This is a genomic window from Xanthomonas sp. WHRI 10204 (genome assembly GCF_040202875.1).
In the GTDB taxonomy this organism is placed as follows: domain Bacteria; phylum Pseudomonadota; class Gammaproteobacteria; order Xanthomonadales; family Xanthomonadaceae; genus Xanthomonas.
Map to the genome: position 1 here is coordinate 1,311,503 of NZ_JBEGDW010000002.1, position 22,378 is coordinate 1,333,880.

At 66.1% G+C, this 22,378-nt stretch carries 14 protein-coding genes and 1 pseudogene; all 15 read right to left on the minus strand.

Annotated features, from left to right (window positions below):
• Positions 1-21: 21 nt before the first annotated feature.
• Positions 22-861 carry a glycosyltransferase family 2 protein gene (locus ABQZ00_RS16600; protein WP_323514306.1) on the minus strand — a complete coding sequence of 280 codons (840 nt, stop codon included), beginning with the start codon at positions 859-861 and terminating at the stop codon, positions 22-24.
• Positions 858-3,176, minus strand: a complete 2,319-nt coding sequence (gspD, locus tag ABQZ00_RS16605) for a type II secretion system secretin GspD (protein ID WP_323538729.1) — start codon at positions 3,174-3,176, stop codon at positions 858-860. Before gspD ends, ABQZ00_RS16600 begins: the two co-directional genes overlap by 4 nt.
• Complete coding sequence (gene xpsN, locus ABQZ00_RS16610) at positions 3,173-3,973, minus strand: type II secretion system protein XpsN (protein ID WP_323538728.1); 801 nt, start codon at positions 3,971-3,973, stop codon at positions 3,173-3,175. The genes gspD and xpsN overlap by 4 nt, the downstream gene beginning before the upstream one ends.
• Positions 3,963-4,616 (minus strand): type II secretion system protein GspM, encoded by a 654-nt coding sequence (gene gspM, locus ABQZ00_RS16615; RefSeq protein ID WP_055850791.1) that lies wholly within the window; start codon positions 4,614-4,616, stop codon positions 3,963-3,965. Before gspM ends, xpsN begins: the two co-directional genes overlap by 11 nt.
• On the minus strand, positions 4,600-5,721 hold the full coding sequence (locus ABQZ00_RS16620; protein WP_323538727.1) for a PilN domain-containing protein: 1,122 nt from the start codon (positions 5,719-5,721) through the stop codon (positions 4,600-4,602). The genes gspM and ABQZ00_RS16620 overlap by 17 nt, the downstream gene beginning before the upstream one ends.
• Complete coding sequence (locus ABQZ00_RS16625) at positions 5,718-6,569, minus strand: type II secretion system minor pseudopilin (protein ID WP_055850786.1); 852 nt, start codon at positions 6,567-6,569, stop codon at positions 5,718-5,720. Before ABQZ00_RS16625 ends, ABQZ00_RS16620 begins: the two co-directional genes overlap by 4 nt.
• Complete coding sequence (locus ABQZ00_RS16630; RefSeq protein WP_115527069.1) at positions 6,566-7,201, minus strand: type II secretion system protein J; 636 nt, start codon at positions 7,199-7,201, stop codon at positions 6,566-6,568. The genes ABQZ00_RS16625 and ABQZ00_RS16630 overlap by 4 nt, the downstream gene beginning before the upstream one ends.
• Positions 7,198-7,614: a type II secretion system protein XpsI gene (gene xpsI, locus ABQZ00_RS16635; protein WP_055850781.1), complete on the minus strand. Its 417-nt coding sequence runs from the start codon at positions 7,612-7,614 to the stop codon at positions 7,198-7,200. The genes ABQZ00_RS16630 and xpsI overlap by 4 nt, the downstream gene beginning before the upstream one ends.
• Positions 7,611-8,117 (minus strand): type II secretion system protein XpsH, encoded by a 507-nt coding sequence (gene xpsH, locus ABQZ00_RS16640; RefSeq protein ID WP_055850779.1) that lies wholly within the window; start codon positions 8,115-8,117, stop codon positions 7,611-7,613. The genes xpsI and xpsH overlap by 4 nt, the downstream gene beginning before the upstream one ends.
• 9 nt (positions 8,118-8,126) lie before the next feature.
• Entirely contained in the window at positions 8,127-8,558 is a 432-nt protein-coding gene (gene gspG, locus ABQZ00_RS16645; protein ID WP_055850775.1) for a type II secretion system major pseudopilin GspG, read from the minus strand.
• 227 nt (positions 8,559-8,785) lie between these two features.
• Complete coding sequence (gene xpsF, locus ABQZ00_RS16650) at positions 8,786-10,003, minus strand: type II secretion system protein XpsF (RefSeq protein ID WP_115561277.1); 1,218 nt, start codon at positions 10,001-10,003, stop codon at positions 8,786-8,788.
• 181 nt (positions 10,004-10,184) lie between these two features.
• Complete coding sequence (gene gspE / locus ABQZ00_RS16655; protein ID WP_055850769.1) at positions 10,185-11,912, minus strand: type II secretion system ATPase GspE; 1,728 nt, start codon at positions 11,910-11,912, stop codon at positions 10,185-10,187.
• Positions 11,913-12,041: 129 nt separating this feature from the next.
• Entirely contained in the window at positions 12,042-13,925 is a 1,884-nt protein-coding gene (locus ABQZ00_RS16660; protein ID WP_323538866.1) for a S8 family serine peptidase, read from the minus strand.
• Between the two features lie 233 nt (positions 13,926-14,158).
• A complete protein-coding gene (locus tag ABQZ00_RS16665) occupies positions 14,159-20,746 on the minus strand; it encodes an ESPR-type extended signal peptide-containing protein (protein ID WP_323538726.1) in 6,588 nt (2,195 codons plus the stop codon).
• Between the two features lie 544 nt (positions 20,747-21,290).
• Positions 21,291-21,659: pseudogene (locus tag ABQZ00_RS16670) on the minus strand (protease); the annotation flags it as partial.
• Between the last annotated feature and the right edge of the window lie 719 nt (positions 21,660-22,378).

Consider the following 22,378-nt stretch of genomic DNA (forward strand, 5'->3'; position numbering starts at 1 on the left):
GCATGCCACTTGGCAGCTGCGCTACGCGTCGAACAGCATGCGTTGCGGGTCCGGCGGTGGCAGGTCGGCGAGCAGCTGACCTAACTGGTCGCGTTGCGCACGCAAGGGGTCGTGCATCAGAAAGTTGGCCAGCCGCGCGTGCCAGGCCGGCCAGCGGGTGGCCAGTGCATCCATGTCGCCATCGGCCGGGCGGCCTTCGTGCGGCGAGGCGACGAAGGCGGTGTCGCACAACACGTTACGCCATCCCAGCCCGCCCATGCGCAGGCTGAGGTCCACCAACGCGGCATACCAGGAGCCATAACTGCTGGCATCCAGCCCACCGGCTTTACGCCGTGCAGCACCCCGCAGCAGCACCGCGTGCCCGACCGCCGAGGGCAGCTCCGGATGCAGCGGCGGCATCGCCGCACAGGCAGCGGCCAACCGCTCTGGCGCATCCGGCAGTGGGTTGAGTTCGCCCAGCCGCGGCCAGCTGCAGGCTTCGCCCACATTGCTCCAGGGCGTGGCCGTGGCAATCGCCGCATCGCGCGCAAAACATGCGGTGAGCTGCCGCAACCAACCGGGCAGCGGGCAGGCATCCACCCCCAGCACCACCACGTCGGCGTCGCCGCAGGCGGCGAGCATTTCATCCAGATGCGCCACCTCGCCGAGCATGCGCTGGCGTCGGGTGTGATGCGCCTGCAGCTGCGTCCGCGCCAGCCAGTGATCGATCACCGCGCGGCCGCGTGGGCCGGCCTGCGCATCGTCGGCCAGCCACACCCGCGTGCCCGCAGGCGTGGCCGCATCCAATGCGCCCAGGCACGCATCCAGCGCCTCGTCGTCGGTGCCGACCGGCACCAGCACGACGGGCAGTGCCGCACTCATTGCGGCTTCTGGCTGGGTTTCAGCGGCTCCATGACCTTGAACTTCTGACCGTATTCGTCGGTGAGATTGCGCGCTTCCTGCGGGTTGCGCACGATCGATGGAGTGATCAGCACGATGACTTCGCGGCGGTTACTGCTCTTTCCCTTCGAGCCAAACAATGCACCAACAACCGGTAATTTACTGAGGAAAGGCACGCCATCGCTGGTGTCGGTGGTCGTGTCATCGATCAGACCCGCAAGCATGATGGTATCGCCACTTTGTACCGCAGCCTCGGTTTTGACACGGCGCGTATTAATGTCGACGTTACAGGCTGCAGCATTAACCGTCGCAGTTGCCGATGTACACGCAGCGGGTCGATCGCCCGGGCTGCTGACTTCCTGGACGATATCCAAAAAGACCATGCCGTCCTTAGTCACGCGTGGGCGCACTTTGAGAATCACACCGGTGTCGATGTACTGCACCGAGGAAAAGCTACTGTCGCTGCCAAGCCCCGTATTGATTGAAGTGGAATTAATGGCAATGCGCGAACCGACATTCAATGTTGCCTCCGCGTTGTTGCGGACAAACACCGATGGCGTCTGCAACAGCCGGACATTGGTTACCTGATCGAGCGCGGTAATGACCGCAGCAGCATTTTTGCCCAGGAAGGTCCAACCAAGGCCCGTTGCACCGGTCACACTGCCGGCGATATCGCCCCAGATGCCACGCCCTACGGCCGGAGGCAAACCCGCGCCGCCGGTGCCGTTGGGACCAGGAGCTGCATTGACTGAATTCTCGAAGTACCAGTTAACGCCGTAGCTCAGCGCACCGGTCAAATTCACCTCAGCCACCTGCGCTTCGATATGCACCTGCATCGGCATCACGTCGAGCTTTTCGATGACGTCGCGGATGGACGCCCACGATTGCGGCGTGGAGCGCACCAGCAAGGTGTTGGTTTCGGCCACAGCCGACACGCCGACCTTGTCGCCTTCTACTTCCAGCGTCACTGCGCCGTTGCCGTTGCTGCGCGGTGAGAGCTGCAAGCTGCCGTTGCCCAGGCCACCGCTGCTGCTACCACTGCTTCCACCGACGCCGCTGCTTCCACCGAAACTGCTGCCCGAGCCACTGCTGTCGCCGCTTTCGCCGAGGCTGCCTCCGGTCATTCCGGAGCTGGCGCCCATGCTGCTGTCGCGATTGCCCAGCGCGCCGCCGAGCACGCTGCTCTCGGCACCCGGCGCCAGCGAGGCGTTGGAATCGCCGCCACCGCCGCGCCCACCGAACACTTCCGACAACCGATCGGCCAGATCCTTGGCCTTGATGTACTTCAATTCATAGGAGAACAAGCGCACGCCGCCGCCGGCGCTGTCGATGCGGTCCAGCCACTGCTGGATCTGATCCAGATAGCGCGGCTGCGGAGTGATCACCAGCACCGCATTGGCGTTTTCCAGCGGCATGAAACGGAACATGCCGGCGCTGGGCGTCTTGCTCTGTTCGCCGAAGACTTTTTCCAGATCGGCGCTGACTTTTTCGGCCTTGCCGGACTGGATCGGGAACACGCCCACCGACATGCCCGACAACCAGTCCACGTCGAAAATCTGCACGGTGCGCAGGTAGTTTTCGAGTTCGGCGCGGGTGCCGCCAAGGGTGATCACATTGCGCGCGTTGTCGGTGCCGACGATGGCGTTGGGCCGTGCGTACGGCTCCAGCACTTTCTTCATTTCGCTGGCGGAAATGAACTTCAACGGCACCACGCGCACTTCGAAACCGCGTGCGGCAGACGGCGATGCGGTGCTGGGCGCGACGGTGCCGGCCAGCGCCTGGTCGGCCGGCACGATGTTGTAGCGGCCACCGCTGAACACCATGCGCGCGTTGTTCCAGCCCAACACCATTTCCAGCAGGTTCAAGGCCTGCGCCGGCGAAACCGGATTGGGCGTGGCCAGGGTCACGGTGCCCTGCACGCCGGGCGCGATCACGTAGTTCTGGCCGAGCATGTCGCCCAGGATTGCCTTGACCACCGCCTGTACCGACTCGCCTTCGAAGTTGAAGGTGGCGCTGCCGCTACTGGCCATGCCCAGCGTAGGCGACGGCGACGCCGCGGCGCTCTGGTTGATCATGGTGCCGCTGCCGCGCCGGATCACCGGGCTGGGCTTGGCGCTGGCGGCGGCATTGCCGTCGGCGCGTTGGTCGGCAACGGTCTGGGTGGCGCCGGCAGCGCCGACTTGTGGGTCCAGGCGCGCGTCGCGGCGCACGTCCGGCGGCGGAGTGGTGGCGCAACCGGCCAACAGGCCAATCAGCAGGGACACGGGAAACAGGCGCGGCGTCATGCGTTCACTCATTGGGTCTGACCGGGGGTAGAGCCGCTCTGGCGCTGCTGTTGCAGCTGGCGGCGTCGGGCTTCGATACGTTCGCGGATGGCACGCATCTGATCGTCGGAGGGGCGTGGAGCTTCCTGCGCGCCATCGCTGCGCTGCGGCGGCACCGTCGGCGGGGCTTGCCCGCCAGGTTGTTGCGCCGGCGGGGTGCCAGGCTGCGGCTGCGGCGGTTGCGCGACCGCGGCGGCATCGGGCGACGGCGGCACCGGCGGCAATGGCGGGAGCGTGCCCGGCGCACCACGCGCGGCGGCATTGGCGGTCGGCGGTTGACCGCCCTGGCCGTTGAACACGTGCAGCTCCAACGTCTGGGTGCCGCCGGGGCCTTCGATGGTGGCACTGCGCGGCTGCAGGGCCAGCAGGCGCCAGCCCTTGACCGCGTCGCCGCCCAGCTGCACGCGCACCGAATCCTGCGGGTCCAGGGTCAGCGTGGCCATCTTGAAGTTCTCGGTCAGCAGCACGCCGGTCAGGCGCACCGTCGAGGCCGCGCCGCTACCGTCGGTGCCGGACAGGAAGAACGGATGCGGCAGGCGGTCTTCGGCGAATGCGGGATGCGCGGCGATCTCCGAATATTTTTCGAAGGCGCCCAACCGCTCCGGCGCAGGCGCCGGCAGAGTGGGCAGGCGCTGCACCAGTGCCGGGTCGTCCGGCAGCAGTTCCACGCGCTTGCCTAAGCCAGCCACGGCCAGGATGCACACCAGCAGTGCCCAGCCGACCACGGTGGCCAGCAACCAGGTGCGTAAACCGATCAGGTCAAGGCGCATTGCTGGCCTCCCCGGCGGCTGCGGCGGCGGGCGCGGCATCGGTGTTCAACGGCGCAGCGCTGGCGCCGGGCCGCAGATAGCCGGCCAGCTCGAACGCAATGTCGAGGCCGTTGCCGCTTTCGTTGGGCGAGAGTTGGTAGCGCTGCGCCATCACGTTGAGGTTGTCCACGAACAGCCGCGGAGTGCCGTTTTCCAGGCTGTACAACACCGAAGCCAGTTCCGGCGTGCCGCAGCGCAAGCGTACCTGCACCGCCACGCGGGTGAAGCGGTCCTTACTCTCCGGCTGCAGCGGCGAGCGGTTACTGATGGCACAGCTGCGGTTGCCGGGGCTGGCTTCCACCACTGCGCGTTCCAGCCGCTGCACCAGTCCGGCCGAGGCCAGCTCGGCGGAGGTTTCCGGCAAAAAGCCCGGGCGGCTTTCCAACGTCTGCCGCGCCTGGCGCAGCCGCTGGCTGACCTGCGGCGCCTGCTGCAATTGCACGCGCACGCGCAGCTCGCGCTCGCGCAGCGATTGCAGTTCGTCCTGCATGGCGATCATCGGCTGGGTGAACCACGGGTGCACCAGCACCAGATATGCCACGCCGAGCACCAGCAGCAGCAGACCCAAAGCGATCCAGCGATCGCGCTTAACGCTGCGTGGCATCGGCCGCCTCCTTCGCATCGGGGCCAGCCAGCTCGGCGGTGATGGTGAAACGGTCGACGTTGCGACCGGCATCGCTCTGCAGCACGCCGGTCAGCGACGGCGTACGCCATAGCGGCGAACCTTCCAGGCGACGCACCAGCGAGGAGGCTTCGTTGCTCAAACCGATCAGCTGCAATTGCCCGCCTTCGACCGAGAATTTTTCCAGATAGGTACCGCCCGGCAGACGCCGGCTCAACTCGTCCCAGATTTCCACCGAGGTCGGGCGCGTGGCGCGTTGCTTCTGGAAGAAGGTAGCGCCTTCGACCAGATCCATCAGCTGCTGGCGTTCGGCAGCCACCTGGCGCGCGCGCGCGGCATTGGCCTGCACCTGCGCGCGCAGATCGTCGGCGGCCTGGCGGCGATTATCCAGCAGCAACCAACCGGCCACAGCCAGCAACACCACCGCGGTGGCAGTGAGCAGCAGGTTCCAGCGTTGCATCGGGTCGCTACGTCGCAGCCGGCGTGCCGGCGGCAGCAGGTTCACCCCCAACGGGGCGCCCTGCGCATCGGCCACATCGATGCCGGACAGCGCGTTGGCCCAGGCATCGGGCACACCGGCCGGGCCATCGATCATGCGCCGTGGCACCACGACCAGTTCCGCATCCAGCTGGCCGTCTTCGCGCACGTCGAGCACGCGTGCGTCGAAATACACCTGGTCGGCGGTGAACGGGGTTTGCCGGTCGATTTCGAAACGCGCTACATCCTGCAGCCGCGCGGCGGCCGCTGCCGGCAGCCGCAACGGCCGCCGCAATGCATGCGCCGACGGCAACAGCCAATGCCGCGGCAGACCATCCAGCGCAGTCGGCAGCACGCCATTGACTTCCTGCGGCTGCACCGGCCACGGCAGGCTGGCGATCGCCTCACGGCTCTGATCGCGTTGACGCAGCAACTGCAACGTATCGCCATCGAGCTGCAACAACAGGCGCGCCTGCGACAGGCCCAATTGCCATTGCCAGCGCTGCGGCAGCCACGCCAGCAGCGATTGCTGCCACCAACGCCAGAAGCCTCCGGCTCCCGGCATGGCGCGTACGCCGATACGACCCAAGGTGTCCCGCCATGCGGTCATTGCACTGCTGCTCCCTCTTCCCAACGCAACACGGTGTAGGCCGATCCCGGTACTGCGGACGCGCTTGTCGACACGACCGCGCGCAACACAGCCTCGCGTCCCTGACTCAGTCGCGCCCGGCTCTCGATACTATAAGTGTCAGACCCACCGACCGTCGCCTCGCTGCCCGGCAAACCCAGCGGCGCGTCACGCTGCGCCAGCAGTTGCCGCGCATCCAGGCCCATTGCGGTCAACACCGGGCCGGGCGCAAAGCGCGCTTCGGGCCGCGAGCGGCCGCTGTACAAGGTGATGTTGGGCAGCAACTTGCGATACAACTCGCTGTCCATGCCCAGCACCAGACGCAGTTCGCCCAACGTTTCGAACGGGCTGTCCTTTGCGCCATAGGGCAAGCCGGCATCGGCGTAATCGCGGTCTTCTGCGCCACCGCCGGGCTGGCTCAGCGAGTCGCCATCGCGCCAATCGACGATGGCACCGGCAATGCGCGTATCGCGGCCTTGTTCGCCGCCCACGGCACGCACCAGCCCGGCCAACAGCGCCGGCTCGGCCATGTTCAGATCCACCTTGCCGCTTTCGTCAGTGATACGGATCTCCACCGTGGCATCGTCCATCTGCCAACGATACCGTCGGCCATCTGCGCGCCAGCGTGCCTGGGTATCGGCGCTCTGCAAGCGGGACAGTGCGTATTCCAGGCCAGCGCGTGCGTATTCCTGCGCCTGCGCGCCATTGCGCAGCATAGTGCCTTGCAAGGCTTCCACGCGCGCGGTGAGCGCAAACGCGCCGATCATCGCGGTGAGCAAGGCGATCAACCACAACACCAGCACCAAGGCAGCGCCACGTATCCGGCTCATTGCCCCGCTCCGGGGTTGCTGGATTGCGGCAACGCCACGACCAGCGGCGGCCATGCAGCGTCGCCACTACGGATCTCGATCCGCACCAGCAGCGGCAGGCGGTCGTGCCATTCCCACTGCGGCAACCATGCGCTCAGGCGGCCGTTCTGCGGATCCATGCCACGATAACGAAAGCTCACCTGCTGCACGCCTTGCGCCAGCGGCTCCGGCGGCAATTTACTGCCTTCCTCGATCGACTTGCCCGATTGCAGCATGGTCAATGCAATCTGCAAGGTGCGTTGCTCGCCATCGCCGACCACCGACAACTCGTGCAGATACGGGCCACCGCGTCCCAGGTAATCCGGCACATCGGCGGCAAAGCGCATGCGCTGCGGTTCGCCGACAAACAACATCGGTTGCTGGCTTTGCGGGTCGATGCTCATTGCCAGCGGCAATGCGGCAGCCAACCGACGGCGCAGGAATTCTTCCACCGCACGCACACGCTCGCTGCGCTGGGCGATCGCTTCGCCGCGCTGACTCACCGCGCTGGCCGAGCGCAATGTGGCGAAGGCCAAGGCCAGCCCGCCGACCAACAGCATCGTGGCCAGCAGCACTTCGATCAGGGTGAAGCCGGCGCTGCGCGAACGAATCACAGCGCGCTGTCCTGTGCGGTGGCGGCCACCAGGCGCAAGGTGCGCCATTGCAGCATTTGATTGGGCGCCTCGCCCCAACGCACCACCAGGGTCAGTTGCAGCAGTTTGTGCGCGCCAGGGGCCACCGGCGCCTGCGGATTACGCCGTGGTTCGTCGTAGGGACGCACATCCATCGACCAACGGAAATGCCCGGCTTCGAACGTACCTTGTTGTTGCTCGGGCACCAGCGGCTTGTCCATGCCTTGCAACGCCAGCAGCGATTGCGCGTGCAAGGTCGCACGCGTGCTGTCATCGGCCGCGCGCACCTGACGTGCCGCACCGGACAACGACCCCAGCAACAGGCTCAATGCCAAGGCGAGCAGGGCAAAAGCGACGATCACCTCGATCAGGGTGTAACCACGTTGCCGCTTCATGGCGCAGGCGTCCGCAGCGGACCCGAACGCACTTCGCCGGTGATCCAGCCCACGTCCACGCGCCAGCGCGCGTCCTTGACCTGCAGATCGATGCGACCGCCCGTGGACGCCCCATCGGGGAAGAACTGGATGGCGCCCTGATCTTCCCGTGACTGCACCTGACGCGCGCCGGTAAAGCGCACCTGCAGCGACGACGGCAGGTCGCCGTGATGGCCGCCGGGCGCTTCCCAACGGCGCTGCAGCGGGTCGATCAGAAAGCGTTGCGGGGTGCCGGTGGCAATCGCCTGGGTGCGCGTATAGCGCAGTTGCGAAGCGATCGCCTTGCCGGCGGTGCGCAGGCGCATGCCATCGATGCCGCCGTTCAATGCGGCGGCGGCCAGCACGCCGGCCATCGCGATCAACGCGATGACCAGCAGCATTTCGAGCAGCGAGCTGCCACGCGTGCGGGTACGGCCAGGACCGACTCCATGCGGATGACGCAACGGCTGACACGCAACGCGCATGGCGAGGACTTATTGGTACTTGATGTCCGAGTCGTAGCTGCTGCCACCGGGGCGACCATCCTTGCCCAGGCTGATCAGATCGAACGGCTGGCCATCGCCCGGCGCGCGGTACTCGATGGTGTGACCCCACGGATCGTTGAGCTCCACCGCCTTGGCGTACGGGCCCAGCCAGCCGCTGCTGCCGCCGGGCTGGGTCACCAGGTCATCGAGCTTGCTCGGCAACTTGCCGGTGTCGAGCTGAAAGTTTTCGATCTTGCCGGCCAGGGTCTGGATCTGCGACTTGGCCAGATTGGCCTTGCCGCGATCGGCGCCACCAAGCACGCGGCTGCCGACCAAGGTGAGCACCGCGCCGATCAGCACGATGACGATGATGATTTCCAGCAAGCTCATGCCGGCCTGGCCTGCGCGCGACGGACTACGGGTGATGGAACGCTTGATCATGAACGATTTCCTTGCACGTCGATGAAGGATGCTGCCGCCACTACATGACACGGCGGCCATTGCATTGGTTCCCGCGTAGGTGTCGTGCGGTCACCGGAATGTTGTTGTGAAGACGCCGCCTAATGAAAAGCGCCGCGTGCCGTTAATGGAGTGTACGAGCGATGCATGCCGATGCCGAGTCCCGCTTGCGCCCGCCTTGCAGCTGCGCAGTCGCGTTGCCCGCGCGCTCAACCGATCGCATTGGTGAGGTCATACAGCGGTACCAGTACCGAAATGATGACAAGCCCCACCACCGAGGCCAGGACCAGCGTGATCAGCGGCACCAATGCAGCCAGCGCACGGTCGATGGCTTGTGCGGTTTCCAGCTCGAAGGTATCGGCGGTCTTGAGCAACATCGTGTCCAACGCGCCGGATTCTTCGCCCACCTGGATCATCTGCAGGGCCAATCGCGGAAAGCGCTTGCCGCGCGCCAGCGATATCGCCAGGCCATGCCCGTTCTTGACATCGTCGGCAGCGTTGGCGACATCCTCGACCAACGCCAGATTGGACATGACGTTGCGCGCGATGCCGATCGCGGCCAGCAACGGCACGCCGTTGCGCAACAAGGTGCCCAGGGTGCGCGTCAGCCGTGCGGTTTCCAGCCGCGCGATCAGGCTGCCGACCACTTTCTGGCGCAGCAACCATTCGTCCAGCGCTGCACGGAAGGCGGCATTGCGACGCTTGCGATCCAGCCACAGCCCGAGCACACCCGGCACCACGATCAGCACAAGCCACCAGTCGCGCACCAGCAAGCCCACGCTCAACACCGCCTGGGTGAACCAGGGCAGCGCGACATCCAGGCTTTCGTACATCTGCGCGAACTGCGGCACCACGTAGCCCAGCAAAAACAACAAGGCGCACCCGACCACCGCCAGCAGAATCGCCGGGTAGATCAACGCATTGATCACCTTGCCCTTGAGGGCGCGGCTGCGCTCCAGGTAATCGGCCAACCGTTGCAAGGTGTCCTGCATGCTGCCGCCGGCTTCGCCGGCACGCACCATGTTGATGTACAGCTTGGAGAACAGCCCATGCTGACGCTCCAACGCAGACGACAGCGGCGCACCGCCGCGCACGGTGTCGCGGATGTCGCCGATGACGCGCCGGCTTTTTTCGTCTTCCGGCAGATCCATCAGGATCGACAACGCGCGATCCAGTGGTTGCCCGGCCCCAATCAAGGTGGCCAGCTGCTGGGTGAATTGCACCAGCGCAGCATTGTCGAACGGTTTCTTGCGCAGCAGCATGCGCAGCGATGGCGAATCGTTTTCGCCGGTAGCCAGCCGCGTTTCCACCGGCAGATGGCCCTGCTCCTGCAGACGCAGCGCCACCTCGGCATCGCTGCCCGCTTCCATCTGGCCGTCGAGCATTTCGCCGTGGGCGTCGAGCGCTTTGTAGCGGTAGAGGGGCATCAGGAACGGCCGGGATCGGGGCCCCGGGACGGGGCACCCGGGGAAAGCGGCGTACCGCAGCACTGGAATCCAGCAGCACGCCGGTCGGCGCATACGACAGCGACGACCAAGCACTTGCCTTGGCTGTTCCCGGGTCCCCGGACCCGGGTCCCCGGTCCCGACCACCCGGTCACTTCACCGATCACGCATCCTCCGTCACGCGCAAGACTTCTTCGATGGTGGTTTCGCCGCGCAAGGCCTTGGACAGGCCGTCTTCGTACATGGTGCGCATGCCGGCCTTGCGGGCGAGTTGTTCGATCTCGCCCATGCCGGCACGGCGCATCACCGCGCGCCGCAATTCGTCGTTCATCACCAGGAATTCGACAATGGTGGTACGGCCCAGATAGCCGGTCGGCGCGGCCGCCGAGGCACGCGGGCGATACAGGAAGATCTCGCCCTCCGGCTGCAGGCGGCGCAGGTTGAAGCGTTCGATTTCTTCCGGCGATGCGGGGTAGCGTTCGGCGTTGGCCAGGTCGAGTTTGCGCACCAGGCGCTGCGCCAGAATGCCGTTGATGGTGGAGGTGAGCAGGTAATCCTCCACGCCCATGTCCAGCAAACGGGTGATGCCGCCGGCGGCGTTGTTGGTGTGCAGCGTGGACAGCACCAGATGGCCGGTGAGCGCGGACTGGATCGCAATGCGCGCGGTTTCCAGATCGCGCATTTCGCCGATCATGATGATGTCCGGGTCCTGACGCACGATGCTGCGCAGCGCATTGGCAAAATCCAGCCCGATCTGCGGCTTGGCCTGGATCTGGTTGATGCCTTCGATCTGGTATTCCACCGGGTCTTCGACGGTGATGATCTTGACGTCGGAGGTATTGAGCTGGCTCAGCGCGGTGTACAGCGTGGTGGTCTTGCCCGAACCGGTGGGGCCGGTGACCAGCATGATGCCGTGCGGTTGCTCCAGCACCTTGCGGAACTGCGGCAGAAAGTCTTCGGTAAAGCCCAGCTTGTAGAAGTCGAACACCACCGTTTCGCGATCGAGCAGACGCATCACCACGCTCTCGCCGTGCGCGGTGGGCACGGTGCTGACGCGCAGATCCAGCTCCTTGCCCTGCACGCGCAACATGATGCGACCGTCCTGCGGCAGGCGGCGCTCGGCGATATTGAGCTTGGCCATGATCTTGATGCGACTGATCACCGCGGCGGTGAGTTTGGCCGGCGGGCTTTCGCCTTCCACCAGCACGCCATCGACGCGGTAACGCACCTTGAGGCGGCTTTCGAACGGTTCGATATGGATGTCCGAGGCGCGTAATTCCACCGCGTGCTGGATCACCAGATTCACCAGGCGAATCACCGGCGCTTCGGAGGCCAGATCGCGCAGCGCTTCGATGTCGTCGCTGCTGTTGGCATCGCCATCGGCGGTTTCGACGATGGTGCCCATCGCACTGCGGCCCTGGCCGTACCAGCGCTCGATCAGATCGTCGATTTCCGAGCGCAGACCGACCTGCAGGAACAATGCACAGCCGGTGGCAAGACGCACCGCATCGATGGCGTAATCGTCGTATGGATCGGCGATCCACAGATCCAGCCGGCCATCGTGTTCGCCCACCGGGCACAGATGAAATTGTTTGAGAAAGCGCAGCGACAAGCCCTGCACGTCGGGCAGCATTTCCGGCGGGGTATCGCCGAGTTGGCGTGCATCCACCAACGGCAGGCCGAGCACATCGGCGCAGGTCTCTGCATGATCGCGTTCGGACACCAGGCCCAGGCGGCCGAGCAGGGCCAGCAAGCCCATGCCGGATTCGGCCTGCAACTGGCGCGCGCGCAGCAGGTCGGAGTCCTTCAGACGACGGCGTTCAAGCAATGCTTCGACGATGCGCGTTTCCGCACTTCGATGCTCAATTGGATCGACGGCAACCGCGTTCACACTCGTCTCCACTGGTTCGGCGCCGACTGTAGCAGTTTGCCGCGACGATCAACCGCACGCATCTGAATCGTCCTGAAAAACAATGCCCCCGGTGATTAGCCGGGGGCATTGGTCACACTATTTCAGCACTTACTGTCGTGCAACGAGGGTCAGCTTCGCGTAATCGGATGCACCCACCAACTTGATGTAGTACGTGCCTGCCTTGGGGGCAGTGAAGCGGACGGTTTCGCTGTTGCCCGGACGCGTGGACTTGGCATCGAAACTGCTGGCGCTGGGCTCGGCTTCATAGCTGACGTACACCGACACATCGCCGGTACCGCCGTAGGTCATGAAGCTCAGCACCGCACCGGCCTTGGCTTCGAAGCTGTACAGCGTGGAGCTGCCGAAAGTGCCGCTCAGGCCGGTCAGCGGCGCCTTGTTGGTCAACGCGACGGCGGTCGGTGCGCAGGACTCGGTGGCCGGATCGCACGGTTCCACCAACACCGCTTCCAGCGCGGCCTTGGCGTCGACGATGCCGCTGCCGATCGGTGTGCTGGCCGGCGGGGTCACCGGGAAACGGCGGCTGGTCTGCTTGAGCAACGCTTCGACCGCAGCCGGGGTCAGCGGGCCGTCGCCCAGACCGATCGCCGCGCTCTGCACCAGCGCCACGACGCCAGCCACGTGCGGGGACGCCATCGAGGTTCCGCCCATGCCCATGTAGCTATAGCTACCCGAGGTCGGCGTGGTCGCACCGTCGTAGCCGGCCTGCCAGATATAGCCGCCCGGATTGCCGTCCACACTGCCACCGCCGCCCGGGCCGGACAAATCGACCTTGCTGCCGTAGTTGGAGTAGTAGGTGATGCCGCCGGTGATGCGGGTGGCACCGACGGTGACGGTGTTGTTGCAGCTGGCCGGCGAATGGTTGGCCGCGTCATCGCCATCGTTGCCGGCAGCGACCACGACAGTAGTGCCGCGCGCCACCGCACCGTTGATCGCCAGCTGGGTGGCCGAATCGCAGGCCCCACCGCCGCCGAGGCTCATGTTGATCACCTCGGCCGGGTTGGTGTTGGCGGGGACGCCTTCGACCGTGCCGCCGGACGCCCACACGATGGCGTCGGCGATGTCGGAGGTATAACCGCCGCAACGGCCGAGCACGCGGACCGGCAGGATGGACGCCTTGGGTGCGACGCCGGCCATGCCGATGCCGTTATTGGTCGCTTCGGCCACGGTGCCCGAGACATGGGTGCCGTGCCATGAGCTTTCCTGCGCCACCGAGCCGGTGTAGCAGACGTTGTCGGCTTCTTCCCAGTCGCCGTAATCCAGTGCACCGGGGACGCGGGCATCGGTCGGACGACGCGAGACTTCGGCATCGCTGATGAAGTCATAGCCCTGCAGCAGGTTGCCGGCAAAATCGGGATGGCCCGGCAGGATGCCGGTGTCCAGCACTGCCACCACCACGCCAGCACCCTGCGACAGATCCCATGCGGCCGGCGCATTGATACCGCCGTTGGGGTTGCTCAGGTGCCACTGGTACTGCGCATACAGCGGGTCGTTGGGAACCAGCTGCGGGCTCACATCGGTGGCCGCAACGCTTTTCTTGATCTCGACCGGACGCAGCATGCGATCGATCTGCACGTCGGCCACCGACGGATCGTTCTTCAGCTCGACCACCACCTTGTCCACCTGCGCGGCGGTCAGCGTGCTGGACAGCTTGATCAGGTCCGAGCCGATGCCGAGCTTGCGCACATACGTCGCCTTGGCGGCGGCTGCGCTGCTACGTGCGCCGGTACTGGCACCGACGCGGCCGACAGCGGCCTGCACGGCATTGAGCTTGCTGCTGCGATCGGTCGCAGCGGCAGTGTTGTCCTTGTAGCGCACGATCAGGCGGCTACTGAATTGGGCGCCGGCCGAAGCGGACTGGGTCGGTTCCTTGACCAGCAGTTTCGGTGCGGCTGCCAGGGTGCCGGATGCACCAAGGGCCATCATCAGGATGGCGCCGGTCAGCGGGGTGAGGCGGAAGGTCTTGTCGATCACGGTGAAATCCTCTTCGTGTTTTTCGTGAATCAGGCTTGGAACGGGGTCGGCAACGCCGCGCAGCCGTGAGCCGGCCTGCGGCAGTTGATCGATCGCTCCTGGTACGGCCATCACTCCATGCGAATCCGTTGGCTGGCCTAGCCACGGTCCTTGCCCGCCCCCTCAGGCCTTACCGCGGCGGCGCACATCGGCGCCGCCGCGTTTGATGCAACTGCGTACGCTGTTGCTGAGCGTTACCAGCCGAAACCGGCACCCACGCCGATCGAGCTGTCGTCGCCGCTCAGCGCACCGCCCACAGTCAACGTGGCGCGCGGGCTGATCGCACGCTGGTAGCCCACCGACAACGCCGACTCGCCGTTCTGGAAACCGACGCCGGCACCGACGCGGTTCTGCGAGGCGATACCGGCCACGCTGGCGGACATGTTCAACATTGCCGAGCTCATCGCGCCCTGACGATCCAGACGACGGTTCTGCCGACGCAGACGGTCTTCGATATCGCCCTGATAGCTTTCGAAGCTGTCGGCCATCGCGCTGTAGCGGCTGTCGGTGTAGCTGTTGGCCGTCGCAATACCGCCATCCAACTGGCCCTTGTTCACCGCATCGGTGGCGCGCGTACCGGCCGCCACATTGGCCACCTGCCGCTCGCCGCCGACACTGCCCACCGAAACCGTGTTGGCGCGGTCGGCCACAGAGCCCTGACCCAACGCGACCGCACCCTGTGCACTGGCACGTGCGCCCTGGCCGATGGCGGTACCGGATGCGGCGCTGACCTGCGCACCCTCGCCCATCGCCACCGCATTGGTGGCCACCGCCGCAATCTGCGTGTTGGCGCCGACCGCCGTACTGCCGTCGGCATTGACGCGCGCATTGCTGCCGATGGCGGTGTCGTTGGGGCCATGCGCGTAAGCGCTGCCGCCAATCGCGGTACCGGTGACATGGTTAGCCACCGCCGCTGTACCGACTGCCGTCGAGGTTGCCGCCGACGTGATGCTGCCGACCACCGCTGCCGTCGGGGTGCCTTGCACGCCAGCAGTCGCAGTGGCGGTGCTGACGTTGCTTGCCGCATCGCTAGCAGCAGGTGCAGCGACAGCCGGCACCGTGGCGGTCCGCAGCGATGCCGTGGTGCTGGCAACTGCAGTGCCACCACGTGCATCCAGTTGGGTGACCTTGGTGTCCAGCGCGGTCAATGCCGCGCCCACGTTGTTGTAGCTGGCGCCTTGAATCACGTAGGTCGGCGCAACGAAGACGCCTTGCGCGCCGATCGCCGCACCGCCACCGAGGAAGCTGGCGGCATTGCTGAGCGACTGGAACAACTGACCGCCGTTGATGGCATCGGTGCTGGCATCGGCAATCGCGCCGGCGCCCACGTTGACGATGCGACGCGTTGCCGGACCACCGCGGCCATTGCCGCTACCCACCGACACCGTATTGGCCTCGTAGGTGCGCGAACCCGAGCCCAACGCCACCGAATCGGCACCGGTTGCACCGGCATTGGCGCCCAACGCCACGCTGTTGACCGCACTCTGGCGGACGAAGGAGTTGTAGCCCAGCGCCACGCTCTTCTCGCCGATGGCATTGGTCTGTTGACCCATCGCGGTGCTGTTCATGCCGCTGGCGCTGCTGTCCACGCCTACCGCACTGGCACCAGTGCCGGTGGCGCTGCTGCCGGAAGCAATGGCGACACTGCGTGCACCACTGGCAGTGGCACCCGCACCTGCGGCGGTCGCGCGATCACCGGTTGCCACGGCTACGCCGGTGCCGGTGGTCTTGACCATGCCGCTGGTGGTCTGCACATCGGCCGCCAATGCATCCAGCTGCCCCTTGTTGACCGCATCGCTGGAGGTCTGGCCGTCGCTGACGTTGACGATGCGACGCGTTGCCGGACCACCGCGACCATTGCCGCTACCCACCGACACCGTATTGGCGTCGTAGGTGCGCGAGCCCGAGCCCAAGGCGACCGAATCGGCACCGCTGGCACCGGCATTCGCACCCAGGGCCACCGCATTGCTGCCGCTCTCGCGCACGAAGGAGTTGTAGCCCAGCGCCACACCATTTTCGCCGATGGAATTGGTCTGACGGCCCATCGCGGTGCTGTTCACGCCGCTGGCGCTGCTGTCCACACCCATCGCGCTGGCACCGGTCGCCGACGCGCTGCTGCCGGAAGCGATGGCAACACTGCGTGCACCCGTGGCAACAGCACCCGAGCCGGCAGCCGTGCTGCGCTCGCCGGTTGCGGTGGCCACCGTATCGCCGGTGGTCTTGAACTTGCTGCTGGTGTTCTGCACATCGGCCGACACTGCATCCAGCTGGCCCTTGTTGACCGCATCGGACGCGGTCTGACCATCGCTGACATTGACGATGCGACGCGTCGCCGGACCACCGCGGCCATTGCCGCTACCGATCGACACCGTGTCGGCTTCATAGGTGCGCGAACCCGAGCCCAATGCCACCGAATCGGCACCGGTGGCACCGGCGTTGGCACCCAGCGCCACACCGTTGACCGCGCTCTGGCGGACGAACGAGTTGTAGCCCACCGAGACCGCGTTTTCGCCGATCACATTGACCTGACGACCGACACCGGTGCTGTTGATGCCGGTAGCCGATGCATCCACGCCGATCACGCTGGCGCCGACCGCATCGGCGCGGCTGTTACCACCCAGTGCCAGCGTGTTGTTGGCCAACGCCGCAGCGCTCTGACCTAGCGCGGTGGCATTGGTGCCGTCCGCATACGAGTTCCAGCCGATCGCGGTGGTGTAGTCCGCGGTTGCCCACGCACCCGCACCGAAGGCGGCCGCGCCGGTTCCCGAGGCACGCGCGGGGATGAAGCCGAAGAACGTGCTGCCACCGACCGCAACGCTTTCGTCGCCGGTGGCTTCGCTGAACTCACCCACGGCCACCGCGCTGGCGCCGGAGGCCAGCGATGCAGCACCGACGGCGGTGCTGTAATCGCTGGACGCCACCGCGCCGTAACCCAGTGCCGACGACAGCCGGCCGCTGGATTCACTGTAGCCGCCAAATGCCGCGCTACCGACGTTGGACGCCGCACTGCGGAAGCCCGCAGCGGTGGCCTGGTTGTCCGATGCCACTGCCTCGCTGCCGAGCGCGGTGGTGTAGGTGGAGCTTGCCTGCGCGCCAGCGCCATTTGCGGTGGCGCCGATAGCGCTGGCCTGCGCATTGCTGCCGAATGCGCTGCTGTTTTCGGCCAACGCCTGCGCGTTGCTGCCGACCGCTGCGGCACTGGTGCCGCTCGCCAGCGCGTTCAAGCCGACTGCGGTGGCTGCATCGGCCACTGCCTGTGCACCTGCGCCCAATGCAGTGGTGCCGTTGGCGGTGGCGTTGGCGCCCTCGCCTGCAGCCAATGCGTTATCGCCTGCGACGTACGCACCGGCATCGCTGTCGTCGCTGCCGCTGGCCTGGAAGTACTTGCTGGTGGTCGCACCGGCTTCGGCAACCGCATTGAGCTGATCCAGATTCACCGCATCGGTGCCCTGGGTGCCGGCCGCCACGTTGGTGATCTGACGCTCGTTGCCGGCGCTGCCGACCGACACCGCAAAGTCGCGATCGGCGACCGAATCGGCACCCAATGCCACGCTGCTTTCGCCGGTGGATTCGGCAAAGTTACCCAACGCGGTGCTGTTGAGGCCCGGTGCCCACGCGGCACCACCCACGGCGGTGGAGAAATCGCCGGACGCTTCGGTCGGCAACAGGCCGAGCAAGGCGCCGCCGACCGATACGCTGTTGTAACCGCTGGCCACACTGCCCTGGCCGGCTGCAACGCTGTAGGCGCCAGTGGCGGTGGCATCGCTGCCCACGGCGACCGTGTTGGAGCCGCTGGCGGTGCTGAAGTTACCCAATGCGGTGCTGTTGAAGCCGCTCGCGGTGGAATACCCACCGACGGCGGTGGCGTAATTGGCCGTCGCCTGTGCGCCGAAGCCCAGTGCTGCGGCGGTGGTGCCATCGGCGACGCTTTCTGCGCCAATTGCCGTGGCCGATTCGCCGCTGGCGCTGGCGAAGTAGCCCATCGCGGTGGATTCGCTGCCCTGTGCCTCGCTCAGCGCACCAACCGCCAGCGAGCCATCGCCATACGCACCTGCCGCTGCACCGAGCGCGGTGCTCTGCGCGCCGGCTGCTTCGCTCTCGCCACCCACGGCCACGGCATAGTCGCCGCTGGCCTGGCTGAAGGCGCCGTTGGACACGCTGCCAAAGCCGCTGGCCGCCGCGTTGTAGCCGGCGGCATTGGCGTACTGCGCCGTTGCGTTGGCGCCGCTGCCGATGGCCACGGCACCGATGGCGGTGGCCTGGCTGCTGGCACCGAAGGCGCTGCTGTAATCGCCTTCGGCGGTGGCATTGGAACCGGCCGCCGTTGCATCTTCGCCCTGTGCGACGGCAGTGCCGTCGCCGGTGCCTGCATACAGGCGCGCGGTGGTTTCGGCGGTGCCGGCCACTGCGTTGAGCTGATCCAGATTCACCGCATCGGTGCCTTCGGTACCGGCAGCGACATTGGTGATTTGACGTTCGCCGCCAACGGTACCCACGGAAACCGTGTTGGCGCGATCGGCAACAGCGTTCACGCCAAGCGCAACGCTGTTGTTCACCGCAACTTGCGCACCATCGCCGATCGCAACGCTATCGGTGCCTTCGACGAAGGTGTTGGCACCCAGCGCTAGCGAACGATCGCCGTAAGCATTGGCCTGCGACCCAATCGCAACTGCACGATTGCCACCTGTGAATGCGGTATCGCCGATGGCAATCGAAGCATCGCCACCTGCGGCCGAGGTGATGCCAACTGCCACGCTGCCTGTGCCATACGCGGTGCTTTCCGCACCGATCGCGGTGCTGGTGTCGCCGAACGCCACGCTGGCAAACCCCAGCGCCGTGGATTCAAGCCCGTTGCCGATGCTTTCGAAACCCACCGCAGTCGCACCGCGGCCGAAGGCCACGCTGGTGCTGCCAAGTGCGGTGCCGTAGAAGCCCGACGCGGTGCTGTCTGCGCCCAGCGCAGTGGCATAACGGTCGCTGGCGATGCTGTTGAAACCCACCGCCGTGGCGTTGTTGAAATTTGCCACTGCACCGCTGCCCACGGCAGTGGTGTTGATGTCCGATGCAATGCTGCTGGAACCCAGCGCAGTGCTGTAATCGGCAAGCGCGGATGCATTGGACCCTGCCGCGACGCTGTCCACGCCTTCGGCAACTGCAGCGCCCTCACCGGTGGCGACGAACGTGCGCGCGGTGGTGGCGGCGACATCGGAGACGGCGGTGAGCTGGCCGAGATTCACTGCATCGGTGGCTTCGGTACCGGCAGCGACGCTGGTGATCTGACGCTCTGCGCCGGCCGCGCCGACCGACACGGTGTCGGCGCGCGTGGCGACCGAATTGGCGCCCAGCGCCACCGAGTTGGCGCCGCGTGCGGTGCTGTAGTAGCCCAGCGCCGTGCTCAGCTCACCGCTGGCCCAGGATTCCGGACCGACCGCGGTTGCGCCTTCGCCCGGTGCGTAGGCGAAGTAGCCCACTGCCGTGGCTTCGGTACCCGACGCCTCGCTCAACGTGCCGACGGCGGTGGTGTAGGTGCCCGATGCAATCGCACCGGCGCCGAGCGCAGTGGACGCGTCGCCGCTGGCCTGGGTCTGCACGAAGAAGCCCAGTCCGGGAATCAGATCCACCGGGCCGCCCACAGCCGTGCTGCTGGTGCCGCTGGCGTTGGTCTGGGTACCGACGGCAGTGGCGTAATCGCCACCGGCGTTGGCCACTGCACCGAATGCCGATGCCTGCGCACCGGCGGCATACGCGCCGACGCCGAACGAGGACGCCGCGAAACCGTCGGCATTGGCGCTGGCGCCGACCGCCGTTCCGCCAACGCCGGCGCTGGTGGCACCGGTGGTGACCGGCACACCGCCATTGGTGATCAACGGCTGGCCATCTTCGTTGACCGCAGCACCGCCCACGGCCACGCTGGCCGGGCCATTGGCCTGCGCGTTATGGCCAAACGCTGCGCTGTTCTGGCCGGAGGCCAGTGCATTGGCGCCCACGGCGGTCGCGTTCTCGGCGGTGGCATTGGCGCCGGTGCCGAGCGCGGTGGTTGCGGTACCGATCGCATTGGCGGCATCGCCTGCGGCCAGTGCGCTATTGCCATCGACATAGGCGCCGACGCTGTCGTCGCCCGGGCTTGCCTTGAAGAACAGCGCGGTGTCTTCGGCCACATCGGCCACGTCGCGCAGCTGCGCCACGTTGACCGCATCGGTGGCGTTGATGCCGGCACCGACGTTGGTGATGCGACGCGTTGCCGGGCCGCCGCGACCATTGCCGCTACCGACCGACACCACGTCGTCTTCGTGCGTGCGCGAGCCTGCGCCCAGCGCAACCGAATTGGCACCGGTGACGCCGGCATTGGCGCCCAGCGCCACGCCGTTTTCGCCTGCCTGGCGCACAAAACTGTTGTAGCCGATGGCCACGGCGTTTTCGCCGATGGCGTTGGTCTGGCGACCAATCGCGCTGCTATTCACACCGCTGGCGCTGCTGTCGGCACCGGTAGCGACCGCGCCGGTGGCGCTGGCCGTGCTGCCGGCACCGATGGCGGTCGCCTTGGCGGCAGGTGCGGAGGCACCGCGGCCGACTTCGACCGATTGCGCGCTGGCGGGGAGTGGCGTGACGAATCCGGCGCCGCCGAGCGCCAGGGTGATGGCGGCGGCCAATGCCAGGCTTTGGCGGCGGTCGATGAGCGAGGCTGGAGCAACGGCTCCGGTGCTGTCACCGCTGGCCAATTCCGAGGCCACGGCCCACACACCCAATGACTTGTTCCAGACCTTGCGATAAATCCGATTCATCGACGCACTACTCCTGAGTTGTTGGGACTGGTTTTTGGCGAGCGCCCACCCTCGGAAGGCCTTTCGGCCACGCGATTCCCCGTGGTTGTGCGCGCTATGGGCCTTGCGGCGATGGGCGGCTTGCGCCTGCACCGTGGATAGTCAAAAAGTGAACGCTACCCAACCATAGAACTGCGCGAAGTGTTAACAGCCGTCAAATCCGGCGTCAAGTTTTTGACAGAAAGCGAAGATAAGAGTGCTTTTCGTCACACTTCTGCTTGCTTTTATTAGATTTTTGATAATTCTTTGGAAAACAGCGACCTAGATCATGTCTCTCAAGACATTTCAAAGCTGAATAGCCATGTCTTTTGCAGACAAAAAAACCCGCTGGCGAGACGCCAAGGGGCTTGGTTGCGCAAAAACACACCAGGAGTAGGTCAGATGGCGGGTCAGCCCGCTGCGTGTCGGCCGCGGTTGTCCGGCAGCTTCGCCGCTAGCAGCGCCGGATCCGTTTGCGCCAAGGAAATGACGACCGCGCCCTGCATCGATGCCAGACGTCGACTCCTTGGCGCGCCAGCAGGCTCACGCCGTCGAAGATGGCGCCCTCACGTTTGAGCACGTAGGTACCTGCGCGCGGCGCGGTGAAGCGCACTGCCTGGCTGGTGCTGCTGCGCATGGAGGCGCCGTCGTTGTCGTTGTCGTTGTCGTCGGCGCTGGGCACGCGGCCCAGTGCGCCATACAGCGACGCCTGCCCGCTGCCACCGACGCTGAGAAAGCTCAGTCCCTGGCCTGCGGACGCCTGGAAGGTGAGCACACCCGCAGTCCCGGCCCCAGTGGACACGCCGCGCTGGATTGTGCCGTTTCGCAGGACTTGGGCATCCAGCGTGCAGTCCAGACCATCGGCGTCGCAACGCCGCAGCACACGTGTCACCGCCAGTGCCGACTACTGCCGTCATGAGCGCGTCGACCGCCTTGGCACCGCCACCGATCGCGTTGGACACAACACCGGCGGCCTCGGTGATTTGCTCGCTGCTGCCGACAACAAAGCCGAACGCGTCGTAGTCGCACACCGTTGCAACTCCGCCAACCACCACTGCAGACGTATCGATCGCCATCGCATTGCGCCCCAAGGCTGTGGCATCGCGCGCCAATGCCAGGTTGCCCGCTCCCAGCGCGCTGGCGCCATCGGCAAGCGCATTGCTTGCTGCCCCCAGAGCAATGGCATCGCGCGCGTCGACGAATGGAAGCACATCGGCGTCATCTTCGGCCGGCATTGCCGCGTTGGACGAGAGCGCCGGCTCCACCGCACTGGCAACCGAACCCGTCGACGCATCAGCGACAGCCGGTCACTGCGCTCAAAGACGTTAGCCATCGACCAAGCTGTACGGCGTCCTCGGACTACGCGCCTGCGCCATTGCGGTGAATGTGATGGCACTGCCCGCCAGCACTACGCAGATGGCAGCGACCAGGCCGCGGCACACAGGCAGACGGCCCCGCGCCGGCATGTTCGAGATAATCGAATAATGCATCGCCTTACCGGAGAGCGGCCACCCTCGGCATTTTCGATACTCTTTCATTGAACACTTACTTTTCAGCATTTCCGGGCGTGTGATAACCGACCACCGCACACCTGATTTCCGTGCGTCACGCCGA